Raw genomic sequence first — 15,297 nt, forward strand, 5'->3', positions numbered from 1 at the left:
CGCAGCGTTGCAGGCGTTTTCCCAGCTGTTCAAACCTCCACATAGGGTTTTTCAACTTGAATCCTCCTTCCGTGCAACATTACCATCCTACATTGTTGAAACACCAACAGGCTTGCGCAGCGCACGGAGACCGTTTAGAGCCCCAGCTCCCTCGCTAGCTCCTCGGCGAGACCCGCTCCACCCAGCCGCGCCCAGATCGCGCACGTGCCCTCGACGCTCACCATGCAGGGCCCGTAGGGGCTGCTGGGCGTGCACTTCTTCATAAACATGGGGCAGTCCGTCGGCTTCGCCTTCCCGAGAATCACCTCCGCGCACCTGCAGCCGGGCGGCGTATCCTTCCTCCAAGTCTCCGGCTTAATCTCCTCGATCCCGAAGTGCTTGAGAGCATCGTACCTGCTCAACTGCTCCCTGATGCGCAGCCCACTGTAGGGGAGGAAGCCGATGCCCCTCCACGCGCTGTGCACAGTCTCGAAGGCCCTGTGAATCATAGCTTGCGCTTTAAGGTCGCCCTGCCACGTCACAGCCCTCGTGTACTCGATGGCGACGCGAGCCTCCCCCGCTTCCAGCTGCCGGAGGATCTCTGCTACCGCTGCGAGAACGTCGACCGGCTCGAAGCCCGCGACCACTACGGGTATCCCGAAGCTCTCCGCTACGGGAGTCCAGGCTTTCGCGCCTGTAATTGTGGAGACATGGCCGGGAGCTATCACCCCCATCACGGGCGGCTCGGTCGGCTTCTCGCGGAGGATCTCGAGCGAGTACAGCATCGCGGGAGGGGTCAGCTTCACGAGGCTCATCACCTTTAGGTTCTCCGGCAGGGAGCCGCTGAGCAGAGCTTGCGCGTAGCCCGGGGCCACCGTCTCGAAGCCGATCCCCAGGAAGACTGCGTCGCGCCCATGCCTCGCCGCGTCCCGCACCGCGTCCCCCACGCTGACGACAACTTTCACGGGCGCGCCGCGCGCTCTCGCACCCTCCAGGCTCGAAACCCCGTCCACGGGGTTGAGCGCCGGGAGCCTGAAGGTATCACCGTAAGTGTACACGACCACCCCCTCGAGCGCGAGCTTGATCGCGGACTCGATGTAGTACGAGGGGGTGACGCAGACGGGGCAGCCGGGGCCCGCCACGAGCTCAACCCCCTTGGGGAGCAAGCCTCTGATCCCGTAGTGCACTATAGTCCACTCGTGCGTCCCGCAGAAGTCCATCACCTTGATGCGCTCCACCCCCAGCTTCGAGACGACTTTCTCGAACTTCTTCTCGATCGCCCTCCTCAAGCTCGCAGCCAGCGGCCGGTTTTCGCGGAAAATCTTCTCGAGCGGGAAAGCTGCCGCTTCGCTGCTGAGCGCCATCCGCTTCGGGATGTTTCCACCGTAGAGATAAAAAAAGCTCACTGCTAGACTAGGCGTGTGCACGGCGGCCAGCCCCGCGCAGTCATCACGCTCCCCCTCATCTTCCGCTACGTGTTCGCGGTCGGTTTCCTCTTAGGGGTCCTGGTATTCGCGCTTCTCAGGGAGGCCGGAGCGGGTGCAGGCGGGGTCAGCCCCCAGGAGTCAGCTGCAGCGCTAGCGGTAGCGATACCCGTAGTGGTGGCCTTGCACGAGGCGGCGCACGCGGCTGCTGCTCTGCTGCTCGGAGGCTCCCGCGTAGGCTTCGGCGTAGCTAAGCTAGGTCCCTTAGCAGCGGGCATCTACGTGAAAGTCGAGAAGCCTTTGCCGGTTTCAAGGTGGCTTATCGTCGCGCTCGCCCCCCTGATCATCTCAGCCGCATCCTACCCCTTCATCTTCCTCGGCGGCTTCCCCGGGGCTGTAGCTCTGATGATCTCTTGGCTCAACGCCGTCGGCGCCTCGGGCGACATCGTCTTCTCGATCCTCGCATCCAGCGCGGGCAGGGGAGCTCTCGTGCAGGACGAAGGCGACAGGCTCGTCATCGTGGGCGGCAAGCCGCGCGCCGTAGCTCTACTCGCCCTAGACGCGGTCTACGTGTTCTTCGTGAGTTTTCTCGCAGTTGCTGCCGCCTCGCTGGCTGCAGCAGTGCTCACCCGGAGCGAAGTCGCGCTGGCTGGGCTTCCTCTCGCGGAGTTCGCCGTGCGGGGGCCAGCAGAGCCTGCAGGTTCTCCAGCCGCGGGGGCCAGCTACGAGGTCACGTTATCGGTAAGGCACGGGTCCGTGCTGGCCGCTCTAGCGGCGACGGGCGTCTTCGAAGCAGCCTTAGGGGCGAGAAGGTCTAGGCGTCTACTCCACCGCTTAACAGAAGTTGAGGCCAAGTGAGCGGGTAATCCCTCATTTTTTGAGCAGCCCGGCTCACCGTTCGCGGAAGTAGCCCTGCCAGCCGGCCCGGGTAGCAAGTATATAAGGGAGGAGCCCGCAGCTCTCTCAGTTGTTTATGGCTCTGCGGGTGACCCGCGCCGTGCTCATCTCCCCCTTTTGGCCGTTGCGGGCCTCTGGGGCCCGCCCTGCGGCCTCCTCGCGGGATAGCCGGGGCGGGTCATGGGGTCGGCCGCCCTTGGCGGTGGCCTACACCCTCTCCTTTCAGCGCACCGTCGCCGGAGCGCATCCCCGGAGGGGGACCTCCCAGTTGGTAGCGGGGGTGGACCCTCGATCCCGCGCGCGGAGCACCCGGGCACCAGCGCCGCCAAAGCGGCAGGGTCCCGGGAAGGGGGGCTCTGGTGCTCGAAACTCGGCGCTAAGACGCTCGGGTGCTCGCGGAGCCATGCTCGCAACCTCTCGGCTAGGCCTAGGCCCTCGAGGAACTTGGCGATTAGGGCAATACACGCGTTGTAATCGCGGTTCCAGACCAGGCCGCACTGGCTGCAACGGTAATGGCGCCACCCAACCTCGACTCCCCTCCTCCCGCAGAGGGGGCAGTACTGCCCCGAAGCCCTCACCTCCATGTAGAGCGCTCCTTCGTAGCGGCACAGGTTCTCCAGCCTCCTGCAGATTCTCAGGATGGTGTTCTGCAGCGGCGTCCCCCTCAAGCTCTCGGGGTCCGGCTTGTCCACCACTATCACCACCCTCCCATGCTCCCTGATCTTTCCACGAAGGTAGTGGACTAGCTGCCTCTCCCACTCCCTCACCCTGGCCGCGTGCGCCCCGTGAACCTCGCCGAGCAGCTCCTTTGCCTTCGAGGGTGTTAGTGGCACGCTGGCGGGGAATATCTCGCGCAGCTCCCCGTACTTCTCGCGCACCGCCGAGGGGCTGCGCCCGCTCCTAGCGCTGTCCTTGTAGCTCTGCAGCGCGCTGACCAGCCCCCACTCCTTCCTCGGGGGCTTCACCCTCATCGGCTGCCGCACCATCCTCACCCTGTCCCCGACCTCGAAGCCCAGTATTGCGAGGCCGTTCCTACTGTTGACGTCGAGGGCGAAGACCGCGAACGGCGCCGGGTAGTCTGCGTCGTCGCACTCCTCACCCGCCTCAGACCACCACCTCAGCGGGCTGCGGCGCGCCACCAGCCTAAGCCCGCCAGTGCAGGTGAGGAACATTGTAAAGCGTGGCGGAGGATCTAGCTCCAGCTCCCCGATCAGCGCTTCGACTAAGCTCCTCTTCAGGGGGATCGCTATCCCCATACCCTTGAACGTCAGCACCCCCCTGTCCAGGTCGAAGCGGCAGACTGCGTGCGCCGCACCGTACACCCTCCCCCTCCACCTGAACTGCGCCAGCAGCGGGATCGGCGGAGTCCTCCACTTCCTCCTCTGCTTCCTCCGCCTGCCTTTCCGCCTCTTCGGTTTATTGGATGAAAGCATGTTCAGGAATTCCTTCTTGTAGTAGAGGTAGTCCTTGTGTGGAAGGACTACCTCGCTCCCCGCGCCGGCCATAGCCTCGAGGATTACCTTGTAGAGCGCCGCGAGAGCCGCCTCGAGAGCGCTGGAAGCCTTGATCCTGAAGACCCTGAAGCCATCCCCCGGGGCCATCTTCCCAGGGGTTCCTTTCGCCGTGCCGGCCCCCATCCCCATCCGCCCCCCCAGCTTCACTTGCCCAAACCCTATTTATGGCCGCAAGGGATACGGGGGTCAACGCCCCCCGGGAGAATGGTGCCGGCGCTTGAGGGAAGGCTGGCTCACCCTCTACATGGCTTTCGCCACAGGGTGAAGGTATGGAGCGGCTCGCGAGCAGCGAGGGTAGAAAGCTGGGGGCTGGGGGGTGGGTCGAGGGGCGCGGAGCTCCAGCAGCTCTTCGGCGAGTACGGGTTGGGGCTGGCGCTCAGGCTGCTGCGGGCACCCCCCCCCCCGGTGCCCACGTCCAGCCGGTGCCACGCGTAGCTCACGGAAAGCGTTAAGCAGGGGCTGCACTTATTCTATGCGGTGGGGGTGGTGGAGCATGAGCGCGCAGGAGCTTTCCAGCCGCCTGGAGGAGGCTGTGTCCCAGTGGAGGAGAAAGTACGCGGAGGAGATTCAGAAAGGACCTTCGAGGCCTAGCGCGGGTAGGCTGCGGCTTGAGGATTTCCTGGTAGAGAGGAGGCCTTTCTTCTCGAGCATCGACAACTCAGATGTGTTCTACGTTAACACGTTTAGGCTCATCGAGTACACTGCGCTGAGCGACGCCCTCCCCTCCAAGGTCTCGCTGATGAGGTCCTCCGGGTACAACCTGGGGGTCAACCTCGTGCGGAGCGGGCTCGTGCGGAGCCTCGACGACGCTCCACTAGCACTAGCGCTGTACAGGGTTGGGCTCATGGACGTGGTGAAGGAGAGCTTGAGCTCGATGAAGGTGAATATCTACGAGTGTATGAGCTGCTACGGGGTCCCCAACCTGGGTAAGACTCTCTGCGACTTTGAGGCTGGAGTGCTTCAGGGAGTGCTGAGAGAGCTTTACGGCCCGAACATCGTTCGCGAGAAGTACTGCTGGGGGCTCGGCTTCTCGTTCTGCGGCTTCGAGATCGTTTTCGAGTAGGTCGGTATGAAGCGCACGCTGCTGTTATCGCTGTCGCCGAGCTGCGAGGGCAGCTGCCCCTCATGCCCCTTCGTGGGTGGGGAGAGGCTCCTCTCCTACGATGTGCTGAAGCATCTTCTCGAAACTCTCGAGAGAGTTGACGAGACGGTAGTCGTTTGCTCCTGGGCGAGCCACCCAGACCTGCTTAGGATTGGAAAGCTAGTCTTCGAGGCTTCCAGAAAGGTCACATGGCTCGTTTCACCAGCCGAGCTGGCTAAACTCGCTAAAGTGCGTGCAGCTCTATCTAGCGCGGACGAGCTGGTAGTCGTTACGCATGAAGCCCAGCAGCCACCCCCGCTCGAGCACTTGAAGACTATTCTCTCGGCTTTCGATCTGCGCGTCGGACTATGGTGGGTTTTCGGGGATTCTCTACCCGCTTTAGGGAGCTTCAGGGACACGGTGAAGCTCGCGCAGAGCATGGGGCTTAAGCTCGTAGTGGGCGAGACCCCGTACAGCTGCGATAGCGGCAGAGATGCTTCACGCTTCGCTTCAGCGCTGAAAGCCGAGGTCGGCTTGCCGATGGGGCAGGTTTACGGCTACACCGCTGCGAGAGCGTACTTCTACGGCTACCCTGCCCTACTCCTCCTGCGGCCGCTTCACCTCCGCGGTTTTCTCTACCTCTCACACGAAGGCCTCCTGCGGAAGCACCCGAGGGATCCTGAAGCCGTGAATGCTAGCGAAGCTGACACTGGCACGCTGAGGAAGCTTCTCTTCTCCAGCGGCTCCCCCTGCATCAACACGCCGGCCTTCAGGCTCGAGGTTCAGCTGAGCATGAGGGAAGACGCGACGGGTACTGTGATAACGCCTCAGATGATCGCTCTCCTCGAGGCTATCCACTCCGTAAAATCCCTGAAAGCTGCCTGCGCTGCGCTCGGAATCCCCTATCCCACCTGCCTGGAGAAGCTGAAGACGCTCGAGAGGAACCTCGGCCACAAGCTCGTGGAGACGCGGCGTGGGGGTAAGTCTAGGGGGGTGTGCCACCTCACAGAGTTCGGCCTTCAAGTGCTTGCAGCCTACCGCGAAGCGCTGAGAGCTGTCTACGAGAGAATTCCGGGCTGAAATTCATTCAACCGAGTAGTAGCGATAAGCACTCGGCTTCTCCTTAATAATGTGCATTATGTATAACTCGGAATACATAAAATTCGCGATACAGTATTAGGTCGCAGCGGTGAGGGGTTTGGAGCAGCTCTTCATCCTAGTTCTACCCGAGCTGTGCACCGGCTGCAAGTCCTGCGAGATCGCGTGCGCAGTCGAGCATTCGCGGACGAAGTGCATATACACTGCTCACTTGGAGGAACCTCGCCCGGTTCCGAGAATTCGCGTACTACTGGCTGACGGGTACTCGGTACCTATGCGTTGCCAGCACTGCGCGGATGCCCCCTGCATGGCTGTATGCCCCACGAAGGCGATCTCCAGGTCGCCGGAAGGTTTCATCCTGCTGGACAGCGCTAAGTGCATCGGCTGTCTTATGTGCGCGCAGGCGTGCCCCTTCGGCGCGGTCAGGCTTGACACCGCCCTGAGGGTAGCGGTTAAGTGCGACTTCTGCTTCGAGAGAGTCAGGCAGGGCAGGCAGCCTGCCTGCGCGGAGGCCTGCCCTACGAGAGCGCTGCGCTTCGGCACTCTTGAGGAGCTTATGGCGCAGGTCGCGGGAGCTAAAGCACGCGAGGTTCTCAAAAGGCTCTCATCCGAGGCCGGCATCCTGGTGGCTAAGCCTGAGAGGGAAAGGGGTGTTGAGACCCCGATGAGCCCCGCGTTCGTCCGGGAGATGTACAGGGGAGCGGGGTGGGTGTAATGAGTGAGGCAAGGAGGTTGAGAGTTAGAGTTCCCGCCGGTGAGGTAACTATCAACCCTGCAGCTGCAGAGCTCATCGAGAAGGCGGAGAGGGAGGGGGTCGAGACCGCGTGGCACAGGCACCTCGAGCAGCAGCCGCAGTGCGGCTTCGGTCTCCTAGGTATTTGCTGCAGGAACTGCATGCTGGGACCCTGCAGGATAGACCCCTTCGGCTACGGCCCAGCGAGAGGAGTCTGCGGTGCGGACGCCGACACGATCGTTGCCAGGAATATCGTCAGGATGATCGCCGCAGGTGCAGCGTCGCACAGTGACCACGCGCGAGATATTCTTCACGTGTTCGAGCTGGTGGGTGAGGGCAAGACCGCGGCGTACAAGGTCACCGACCCCGAGAAGCTCAGAGCGGTTGCTAGCGCCCTAGGGATACCGGTGGAGGGTAGGAGCGACCAGGAGATCGTGAGGGATCTCGCTCACGTGCTAGCTCACGAGTTCGGCAAGCCGGGGGAGGAGCCGCTGAAGCTTCTGCTAGCGCTCGCGCCGAAGAGGAGGAAGGAGCTCTGGAGCAAGTTGGGCGTGATGCCCAGAGCGATCGACAGGGAGGTTAATGAGTGCATGCACAGGACGCACATGGGCGTGGACGCCGACCCCGTCAACTTGCTGCTTCACGGCGTGAGGACGAGCCTCGCGGACGGCTGGAGCGGCTCCATGATGGCTACTTTTCTCAGCGACATCCTCTTCGGGACCCCGAAGCCCGTAAAGTTTGCCGCGAACCTAGGCGTTCTAAGAGAGGATGCTGTCAACATCATCGTCCACGGCCACAACCCAATCCTCTCAATGAAGATAGCAGAGGTCGCGCTGAGCCAGGAGATGCAGGAGCTCGCGAAGAAGTACGGCGCTAACGGGGTCAACGTGGCCGGCATATGCTGCACCGGTAACGAGGTGCTCATGAGGCTCGGCGTTCCGGCTATCGGCAACCTCCTGCTCCAGGAGCTCGCCATAATCACAGGCGCAGTTGAGGCCATGGTCGTTGACTACCAGTGCGTCATGCCGGCTCTCGCGTCCCTAGCGGAGTGCTACCACACTAAGCTGATCACTACGGAGCCGAAGGCGAAGATCCCTGGCGCTGTGCACATCGAGTTCGACCCCGCGAAAGCCGATGAGATAGCTAAGAGGATAGTCAAGCTCGCTATCGAGAACTACCCCAACAGGAAGAAGGAGAGGGTTCACATCCCCAAAGAGAAGATGGAGGCTGTTGCCGGCTTCAGCGTGGAAGCCATTCTTAAAGCGCTGGGCGGCTCCCTCGAACCTCTGCTCAACGCGCTGAAAGACGGGACTATCAAGGGCATCGTCGGCATTGTAGGCTGCAACAACCCGAAGGTGAAGCAGAATTACGGTCACATCACTCTCACCGAGAAGCTGATCGCCAACGACATCCTGGTAGTAGGCACCGGCTGCTGGGCGATGGCTGCGGCAGCGCACGGCCTCCTCAAGCCCGAGGCAGCGGAGAAAGCCGGGCCGGGTCTCCGCAAAATCTGCGAGGCGCTGGGCATACCTCCCGCTCTGCACATGGGTAGCTGCGTGGACTGCAGCCGCATCCTGATCGCTCTGACGGCTATGGCTGAAGCTCTAGGTGTAGATATCTCCGACCTACCCGTCGCCGGCTCAGCCCCAGAGTGGTACAGCGAGAAAGCTGTCGCTATAGGAACCTACTTCGTCGCCACAGGAGTCTTCGTCCACCTCGGTGTCGTGCCGCCAGTCCTCGGCAGCAAGAAGGTCACTAAGCTGCTCACGGAGGACATCGAGGGCGTGTTCGGAGGAAAGTTCTACGTCGAGCCAGACCCCGTGAAAGCAGCGGACACTATCATCAAGGTGATAATGGAGAAGAGAAAGAAGCTCGGCTGGCCCACTTAAAATCGCTCTTTTTTACCGGTGTTTTTAATGAAAGTTGTTGTTACGGGTAAAGGTGGGACGGGGAAGACGAGCACCGCGGCCGCTCTCTCGCTGCAGCTAGCTGAGATGGGCTACAAGGTTCTCGCGATAGATGCAGACTCCTTTCCGAACCTCGCCAGGAGCCTCGGCCTGTCAGACGAGAACGTGACGCCGCTCACCCACAACTTAGAGCTCGTGAGGGAGCGCACGGGCGCGGCTCCTGGCGACGGGTGGGGGCTCTTCTTCTCTCTCACGCCGAAAGTAGACGACCTAGCCGAGAAGTATGGCGTGAAGGTGAGCGATAACTTGAGCCTCGTTGTCCTCGGGGGGATTGAGCAGCCGGGAGAGGGGTGCATGTGCCCTGCTGTAGCGCTCGCGAAAGCTTTCCTCAGGCATGTGCTAGCTAACCGAGGCGAGTTCGTAGTTGTTGATTCCGAAGCTGGCTTAGAGGCTTTCGGCCGGGGTCTGGTAGAGTACTTTGACCTGAATATCTGCGTGGCTGAGCCGACCGTGAAGGCTCTGGAAGCCTGCGCGAAGATCTTCGAGATGTCTGAGAAGCTCGGCGTTAGAGAGAGCATTCTTGTTGTAAACAAGGTGCGGGACCTCGCCGGGCTCGGAAGGCTCTTGGAGCGCTTCCCCGCCCAGCAGAGCTTCTTCTCGATCCGCTTCGACTCTCTCCTCGAGAAGGTTGAGCGGGAGGGGCTCGGGATACGCGAAGCTTCTGGCGGCTTTTTCTGGAGTGACGTGAAAGTTCTCGCCAGGCACGTGGTGTCTCAGGCGAGGTGGGAGAAATGTGCGAAAGCAAGGTGATAATCCGCATAGGCAGCGATGAGAGGACGTACGAGGAGGTAGCCTACCTGGGCTTTGAAGGAGGAAGGATAACGCTCATCGACATCGAGGGAAGAAAACACGTGATCGAGGGTTTCACACGCGTAGTACGCATCGACGCCAACTTCGTGAAGCACACAGTTCAGGTGGTGCTGGAGTGAGCGCAGCAGTGGCTCTCGAATACTATGTAGCGGCGATCGCCGCTCAACCGCTGGTCGGCCTTCTCGTCTACCCTCTCCAGAGGTTCTCGCACCGCCTAGCGAGGGCGCTTCCCGTCGCGAGCTCAGCTGCGCTGCTCGCTATTCTGCTGCTGGGCGTTCAAGGCGGTACTCGGGGCGTGATCCCCTTAGTCAAGCTCGACCCTCTCTCTCAGATCTTCTCGCTCATGATAGCGCTCATAGGTTTTCTCTGCATGCTCTACTCCTACGAGTACATGGCTCGCGACCCCTCGCCAGGAAGGTACTACTTCTGGATGCTCACCTTCCTCTCATCGATGCTGCTGCTCGTAATCGCTGATTCGGTGCTCCTGTTCCTGCTCGCGTGGGAGCTTACGAGCCTGTGCTCGTTCAGCTTGATTTCCCACTGGAACTTCAGGAGAGAGAGCCTAGCAGGAGCTTTCAAGGCGTTAGCTGTAACCGAGCTAGGCAGCTCACTCGTACTACTTGGTTTCGTGCTGTCTGGGGGCATAACGCTGAGCAGCGCGCTCGAGCGGGCGGGGGCTGCTGCGCAAACCCTTCTCGTTCTAGGCGCTCTCGCGAAGTCGGCACAGTACCCGTTTCTCATCTGGCTGCCTGACGCGATGGAGGCTCCTACTCCAGTCAGCGCGTACCTGCACGCAGCGGCTATGGTGAAAGCTGGGCTGTACCTCCTCGCTAGGCTTTCGGCATCGATGCAGGCGCCCGTCGCCTGGCTCACGGTGGTTATCGGCTGTGTCTCTATGCTGGCTGGAAGCTTTCTCATGCTCTTCCCCAACGATGTCAAAAGAGTGCTCGCCTACAGCACTATCTCGCACCTCGGTCTTCTAACATCCACGGTCCCTACAGCGGGCTTAGTGCCTACTCTCGTGCATTTCGTGAACCACGCTGTCGCTAAAGCGCTCCTCTTCCTCACTGCAGGAGCGGTAGAGCACGAGACGGGGAAGAGGAGCTTAACCGAGCTCGGAGGGCTGGCAGCGGGGATGCCCATTACTGCTGCCTGCTTCACTGCCGGCTTCCTGTCGCTCGCGGGGATCCCTCTCTTCGGAGGTTTCGTGAGCAAGTGGCTGGTTCTCTACAGCGCTATCGCCAGCGGGGGCCTTGGGTGGCTGCTTCTCGTATCGCTGCTTGCCTCCACTGTCTTCGCGTTCATGGGGTTAGCGAGGGTTGCCGGGGGAGTCTTTTTCGGCTCACCGGTAGAGGGGGAGAAGGCTAGAGAACCCGGGATTCCCATGTCGATACCTATGCTTGTGCTCGCCGCTGGTACTGTTCTCCTCGGAGTTTACCCAGCGCCTCTCATCGACTGGGCTGCGTTGGCTGCTGGAAAAGCACCGCCGCAAGGGACCTCGGTCCCCGCCCTGCCCTCGGGAGCTGTGGGCGCTGCCGTAGCTGCTCTCCTCCTTGGAGCGGTTGCCATTGGAGCTGTTGCATTCTTCGTCTCAAGAGGACTGCGTCCCGCAGCAGTCTACGTGTGCGGTGAGGACCCGGCTGAAGCGAGAACCTCAGGAGTCCACCTCTTCTCAGACCTCTTCAGAGCGTCGCGGAAGTACTTGTTCCTCGCCGACCCGGATGCGTGGGTAGTTCCGCTGGCTAAAAGCTTGCACACTATTCTGGAGAGAAAGCTTACGTCGAGGAAGTTCTGCATCGCAGCTACCATCTCGCTCATACTACTCATCGCTCTATCCTTCGCGGTGAGGTGAGGGGCATGGAAGCTCGGGAAGTTCTCCGCAGCCTTGAGGCTGAAGGAGTCCTAAGCGGTCTTAGGCAGCTCCGGTCGAGACGCTGGAGCGCTGCAGTAGAACCCGGGAACATCAGGCGTCTAGCTGAGCGCATGGGATCCCTGAAGGCTCACTTCTCAGCACTCACGTGCATCGACTTGGGCGACAGGTTTGAGCTGATCTACCACTTTGACCTCGAGGGAGAGCTGGTCAACGTGTCCACGCTGGTTCCTAAAGCTCTGCCGGCTTTACCCTCTATCGCGGATATTCACCCTCCGGCTGACTTCTACGAGAGAGAGGTGGCAGAAATGTTCGGTGTGAAGTTCGAGGGGGCGCCGCGGTCTGGGAGGCTTCTCCTGCCCGAGGATTGGCCTCCCGGAGAGTACCCGCTGAGGAGGTGGTAGGTGTGGCTGCCGCGATCCGCGTACCTTTCGGTCCTTACCACCTAGCGCTCGAGGAGCCTTTCAGGGTGGATATCGAGGCTGAGGGGGAGAGGGTGAGGGAAGCCGTAGTAAGGATAGGGTACGTCCATAGGGGGATCGAGTGGCTGCTTCAGAGGAAAAGGTGGTTCGAGGGCTTGAGGATAGTGGAGAGAGTTTGCTCCATATGCACGCAGGCTCACAGCCAGTGCTTCGCCCAGGGTGTGGAGGAGCTAGCCGGCGTTGAGGTGCCGGAGAAGGCGAAGTGGATCCGGATAGTGGTCGCGGAGCTTAACAGGATAGAGAGCCACCTTCTCGCGCTGGGCGTTCTCGCGCACAAAGCAGGCTTCAGCACGCTCTTCATGTACACTTGGTACGCGAGGGAAAGCATTATGGACGCTCTCGAAATGCTCACCGGGAACAGGGTTCAGTACGCGATTAACGTGCTGGGCGGGGTCAGGAGGGATGTAGACGGGAGTGTGAAAGCCGCTGTTGAGGGGAAGCTTCACGAGGCTTTAAGGCTCCTCGACCGCTTCAGGAGAGTTTTCCTCGAGGATAGGTCACTGAAGTCGAGGCTGGCGGGCGTGGGCACCTTGAGCAGGGAGGATGCGGTGAAGTTCTCTGTGGTGGGGCCTGTCCTCAGAGCTTCAGGAGTTGAATGGGATCTCAGGAGGAAGGACCCGTACCTGGCTTACGACCAATTAGAGTTTAACGTCGTCGTGAGAGATGAGGGCGACACCTACGCGAGGACAGCGGTGAGGCTCGAGGAAGTTTACGAGTCCGCGAAGATCATCCGCCAAGCTCTGCGCGAGATGCCTGAAGGGCCTTTATCGGTCCCCGTGGAGCGTGTTCCTCCCGGCTCGGTAGTGAGCAGGGTGGAGGCGCCGCGGGGAGAACTGCTCTACTGCATTGTCAGCGACGGCGGGGATACTCCTTCTCGCGTGAAGATACGCACTCCCACTTTACCCAACGTCAGAGTCCTCGAGCACATTCTCGTAGGCTGCCAGGTTGCTGACGTACCGATAATCATCGGGAGCATTGACCCGTGCATATCTTGCGAGGATAGGTGATGAGCATGGCGGAGCTGTTTCTCCTGCTAGCCTCGTTGGCCGCGGGGGTGCTTCTCATAGCTCAGCGCCGCGCCGAGTGGTTCCTCGTGTTCGCATGGCTCTCGTACCTACCTTTAGCTTTTCTCTCGCAGGCGAGGTCACTCGACGCACGCCTGCTGGCAGCCTCTCTAGGGTATCTAGCCAGCGCTACGATCTTGGTTCTCTCGCTCTCAAGCGCGCTGGGTCGAGATGTCCGCAGCCTGCGGGGAGCCGTCGGCAAGTACTCGCTGGAGGGGTGGCTTCTAGCCTTCCACATGCTTGCACTGGCCGCGCTACCACCTTTCGCTAACTTCACCTGGCTTGAGAGCTTAGCGAGGACCGCGCCGGAAATTGCTTCAGCGCTGGCAGCAGTGAGGGTCTCGTGGCTTCTCGGCTTCTCCCGCTTAGCGGTGGAAGCGATGTTTGCTCCTCCCGAGGGCGGTGGAAAGCTGCGTACGAGAGTCTGGCCGCTAGAGCTCTTCCTGTTCGTTCTTCTCACCGCAGCTTCCCTAGCTCTGCTGGTAGAGGAGTTGGGGGGTGGTGCGTGATGAGGGGGTATGTTCTGAGGAGAAGCATCTGGGTGTACCACTTGAATACGGGTGCCTGTAACGGCTGCGATATAGAGGCTATCGCTGCGCTGGCTCCCCGTTACGATGTTGAGCGCTTCGGCGTAAAGCTCGTCGGGTCTCCGAGGCACGCTGACGTCCTCCTAGTAACGGGGCCCCTCACGAGGCAAGCGCTCTCGAGAGTGAAGAGGGTGTACGACATGGTTCCAGAGCCTAAAGTGGTTGTAGCCGTAGGTACTTGCGCGTGCGATGGCGGAGTATTCAAGGAGAGCCCCATGGTGTGCTCCCCCCTTGAGAGGTTTTTACCCGTGGATGTGCGCGTCTACGGCTGCCCTCCAAGGCCCCATAACATACTGAGGGGGGTGCTGGAGGCAGCGGAAATCTTATCGAGGAAGAGGTGAGTGCGATGGCTCTGCAAGGTGGGGTTTACCAAGCTCTGCTCACAGCTCTCCTGTTTATTTACGTATTCTTTGCTGCCGTGCTAGTCGCGGGCGTTAGGAGGAAGCTGCGCGCCCGGCTGCAGGGGCGTGTGGGCCCGCCGGTCTGGCAACCTATCCTAGATTTCCTGAAGCTGCTGTTCAAGAAGCCCACCGCTCCCTCTCTCGCTAACCCGGTCTACGTGAGCGCAGCGGTTATCGCGCTTCTGGCATCGCTCGCGGCAGCAGCTCTCGTGCCTTTCACTCGGCAGCACCCCCTGTGTTTCGCCGGCGACATTGTAGCGTTCTTCATCCTTCTGTTCGCTGGTGAGGCAGTGCTAGTGGTGGGTGGCTTAGCCTCAGGGAACCCCTACTCCTGGCTCAGCGGCATGAGGGCAATGCTCATCATGATGGTGAGGGAGCTTCTGCTGGCAGGCGCTCTCCTTCTCCTCTACGCTAGCACCCAGAAGTTATCACTGGTGGAAGCTCTACCTGCTGTTCCTCCAGCTGTAGCCGTGCCCCTCGCTCTCTTCTTCGTAGCTTTCGCACTGGTTCTCTCTATGTCAACGCTCTTCTCAGCTCCCGTCGCGGAGACCGAGGTTCTCGAGGGGTACTTCATCGAGTACAGTGGCCCCTTGCTCGCGATGGCAGAGCTCTCCCACTGGCTGCTAGCTTACGCGCCGCTCGCGCTAGCATCTTCCCTTTTCCTTGCAGCGGCAGGAGCGCTCGGGCTCAGCTGGCTCGCTGCAGCCGCGCACCTACTGATGCTCGCGGCTTTCTCCGCAGTTCTAGCTGTGCTTGACGCTGCTTTCGCAAGATTACGTATCTGGGGGGCGATGAAGCTCGCAGCTGCGCTTCTCGGAGCCTTGCTCGCGCTGGGGGCAGCCCTACTGGCTTTAAAGGTGGGAGCATGAGCATAGCTGCTGAAGCTCTTAGGAGGCTTTTGAAAGGGCCGTGGACCCTAAAGTACCCGCTAGAGCCAGCCGAAGCTCCGGAAGGGTACAGGGGAAGGTTGTTCATTGATTCGAGTGTGTGCAGAGGGTGCGGTGTCTGCGCGCGTGTATGTCCCTCTAAAGCGGTGGAGCTGGTGGAGGGGGATGCCGAGATCATTGTGCGCGTTTACCACGATAAGTGCATTAGGTGCGGCGAGTGCGTGGAGAAGTGCCCTTACAGAGCTCTCTCCTTTTCGAGAGAGTTTGAGCACACTTCGAGGACTTCCCTCACAGTTATGGCGGAGGCGAGGATCCCCGCGGTGAGGTGCGGTGCGTGCGGCAGGCTCTTCATCTCTGAGAGGCTAGGAGTGGACATCGCCGGCTCCAGTCGCCGCGAGCTACCTTACCTCACCCAGCTGTGCCCTGACTGCCGAGCTCGGGTAGCAGCCAGCGCAACAGCCTCCAGGAAGATCACCTAAAGGGGTCTTCTTTACCGTTTCATC

The 15,297-nt window shown here is 60.9% G+C and carries 16 protein-coding genes; 14 read left to right on the forward strand and 2 right to left on the reverse strand.

Annotation, left to right across the window (positions count from 1 at the left end):
• Window positions 1-134: 134 nt before the first annotated feature.
• Window positions 135-1,343 (reverse strand): hydrogenase formation protein HypD, encoded by a 1,209-nt coding sequence (hypD, locus tag QXU72_08735; protein ID MEM0495330.1) that lies wholly within the window; start codon window positions 1,341-1,343, stop codon window positions 135-137.
• A gap of 57 nt (window positions 1,344-1,400) precedes the next feature.
• Between hypD and QXU72_08740 the strand changes: the two genes are divergently transcribed.
• Complete coding sequence (locus QXU72_08740) at window positions 1,401-2,261, forward strand: DUF3267 domain-containing protein (protein MEM0495331.1); 861 nt, start codon at window positions 1,401-1,403, stop codon at window positions 2,259-2,261.
• Window positions 2,262-2,404: 143 nt separating this feature from the next.
• Here QXU72_08740 and QXU72_08745 read toward each other — a convergent pair whose 3' ends face one another.
• Entirely contained in the window at window positions 2,405-3,961 is a 1,557-nt protein-coding gene (locus QXU72_08745; protein ID MEM0495332.1) for a zinc ribbon domain-containing protein, read from the reverse strand.
• A gap of 346 nt (window positions 3,962-4,307) precedes the next feature.
• Between QXU72_08745 and QXU72_08750 the strand changes: the two genes are divergently transcribed.
• From QXU72_08750 to QXU72_08810, 13 genes are all read left to right on the forward strand, one after another.
• A complete protein-coding gene (locus QXU72_08750; GenBank protein MEM0495333.1) occupies window positions 4,308-4,877 on the forward strand; it encodes a V4R domain-containing protein in 570 nt (189 codons plus the stop codon).
• A 6-nt stretch (window positions 4,878-4,883) separates the two neighbouring features.
• Entirely contained in the window at window positions 4,884-5,975 is a 1,092-nt protein-coding gene (locus QXU72_08755) for a LysR family transcriptional regulator (protein MEM0495334.1), read from the forward strand.
• A 118-nt stretch (window positions 5,976-6,093) separates the two neighbouring features.
• On the forward strand, window positions 6,094-6,708 hold the full coding sequence (locus tag QXU72_08760; GenBank protein ID MEM0495335.1) for a 4Fe-4S dicluster domain-containing protein: 615 nt from the start codon (window positions 6,094-6,096) through the stop codon (window positions 6,706-6,708).
• Window positions 6,708-8,615, forward strand: coding sequence for an anaerobic carbon-monoxide dehydrogenase catalytic subunit (gene cooS / locus QXU72_08765; protein MEM0495336.1), 1,908 nt, complete (start codon window positions 6,708-6,710; stop codon window positions 8,613-8,615). Before QXU72_08760 ends, cooS begins: the two co-directional genes overlap by 1 nt.
• A gap of 27 nt (window positions 8,616-8,642) precedes the next feature.
• Window positions 8,643-9,443, forward strand: coding sequence for an AAA family ATPase (locus QXU72_08770; protein MEM0495337.1), 801 nt, complete (start codon window positions 8,643-8,645; stop codon window positions 9,441-9,443).
• Window positions 9,425-9,622 (forward strand): CooT family nickel-binding protein, encoded by a 198-nt coding sequence (locus tag QXU72_08775; protein MEM0495338.1) that lies wholly within the window; start codon window positions 9,425-9,427, stop codon window positions 9,620-9,622. Before QXU72_08770 ends, QXU72_08775 begins: the two co-directional genes overlap by 19 nt.
• Window positions 9,619-11,355, forward strand: a complete 1,737-nt coding sequence (locus QXU72_08780; GenBank protein MEM0495339.1) for an NADH-quinone oxidoreductase subunit L — start codon at window positions 9,619-9,621, stop codon at window positions 11,353-11,355. The genes QXU72_08775 and QXU72_08780 overlap by 4 nt, the downstream gene beginning before the upstream one ends.
• Window positions 11,356-11,360: 5 nt before the next feature.
• Window positions 11,361-11,777: an NADH-quinone oxidoreductase subunit C gene (locus tag QXU72_08785; protein ID MEM0495340.1), complete on the forward strand. Its 417-nt coding sequence runs from the start codon at window positions 11,361-11,363 to the stop codon at window positions 11,775-11,777.
• 2 nt (window positions 11,778-11,779) lie between these two features.
• A complete protein-coding gene (locus QXU72_08790) occupies window positions 11,780-12,862 on the forward strand; it encodes a nickel-dependent hydrogenase large subunit (protein ID MEM0495341.1) in 1,083 nt (360 codons plus the stop codon).
• Window positions 12,863-12,867: 5 nt separating this feature from the next.
• Window positions 12,868-13,428: a hypothetical protein gene (locus QXU72_08795; GenBank protein ID MEM0495342.1), complete on the forward strand. Its 561-nt coding sequence runs from the start codon at window positions 12,868-12,870 to the stop codon at window positions 13,426-13,428.
• Window positions 13,428-13,847, forward strand: a complete 420-nt coding sequence (locus tag QXU72_08800; protein MEM0495343.1) for an NADH-quinone oxidoreductase subunit B family protein — start codon at window positions 13,428-13,430, stop codon at window positions 13,845-13,847. The genes QXU72_08795 and QXU72_08800 overlap by 1 nt, the downstream gene beginning before the upstream one ends.
• Window positions 13,848-13,852: 5 nt before the next feature.
• On the forward strand, window positions 13,853-14,776 hold the full coding sequence (locus QXU72_08805) for an NADH-quinone oxidoreductase subunit H (protein MEM0495344.1): 924 nt from the start codon (window positions 13,853-13,855) through the stop codon (window positions 14,774-14,776).
• Complete coding sequence (locus QXU72_08810) at window positions 14,773-15,273, forward strand: 4Fe-4S dicluster domain-containing protein (protein ID MEM0495345.1); 501 nt, start codon at window positions 14,773-14,775, stop codon at window positions 15,271-15,273. The genes QXU72_08805 and QXU72_08810 overlap by 4 nt, the downstream gene beginning before the upstream one ends.
• Window positions 15,274-15,297 lie beyond the last annotated feature (24 nt).

This window comes from Thermofilum sp., from assembly GCA_038741495.1.
Taxonomy (GTDB): Archaea; Thermoproteota; Thermoprotei; order Thermofilales; family Thermofilaceae; genus Thermofilum.

What these genes read in the sequence shown, in the direction of transcription:
- QXU72_08770 (MEM0495337.1), top strand. Translation starts at nt 8,643, where the DNA reads ATGAAAGTTGTTGTTACGGGTAAAGGTGGGACGGGGAAGACGAGCACC.
- QXU72_08775 (MEM0495338.1), top strand. Translation starts at nt 9,425, where the DNA reads ATGTGCGAAAGCAAGGTGATAATCCGCATAGGCAGCGATGAGAGGACG.
- QXU72_08755 (MEM0495334.1), top strand. Translation starts at nt 4,884, where the DNA reads ATGAAGCGCACGCTGCTGTTATCGCTGTCGCCGAGCTGCGAGGGCAGC.
- QXU72_08750 (MEM0495333.1), top strand. Translation starts at nt 4,308, where the DNA reads ATGAGCGCGCAGGAGCTTTCCAGCCGCCTGGAGGAGGCTGTGTCCCAG.
- QXU72_08805 (MEM0495344.1), top strand. Translation starts at nt 13,853, where the DNA reads ATGGCTCTGCAAGGTGGGGTTTACCAAGCTCTGCTCACAGCTCTCCTG.
- QXU72_08795 (MEM0495342.1), top strand. Translation starts at nt 12,868, where the DNA reads ATGGCGGAGCTGTTTCTCCTGCTAGCCTCGTTGGCCGCGGGGGTGCTT.
- hypD (MEM0495330.1), bottom strand. Translation starts at nt 1,343, where the DNA reads ATGGCGCTCAGCAGCGAAGCGGCAGCTTTCCCGCTCGAGAAGATTTTC.
- cooS (MEM0495336.1), top strand. Translation starts at nt 6,708, where the DNA reads ATGAGTGAGGCAAGGAGGTTGAGAGTTAGAGTTCCCGCCGGTGAGGTA.
- QXU72_08785 (MEM0495340.1), top strand. Translation starts at nt 11,361, where the DNA reads ATGGAAGCTCGGGAAGTTCTCCGCAGCCTTGAGGCTGAAGGAGTCCTA.
- QXU72_08800 (MEM0495343.1), top strand. Translation starts at nt 13,428, where the DNA reads ATGAGGGGGTATGTTCTGAGGAGAAGCATCTGGGTGTACCACTTGAAT.
- QXU72_08810 (MEM0495345.1), top strand. Translation starts at nt 14,773, where the DNA reads ATGAGCATAGCTGCTGAAGCTCTTAGGAGGCTTTTGAAAGGGCCGTGG.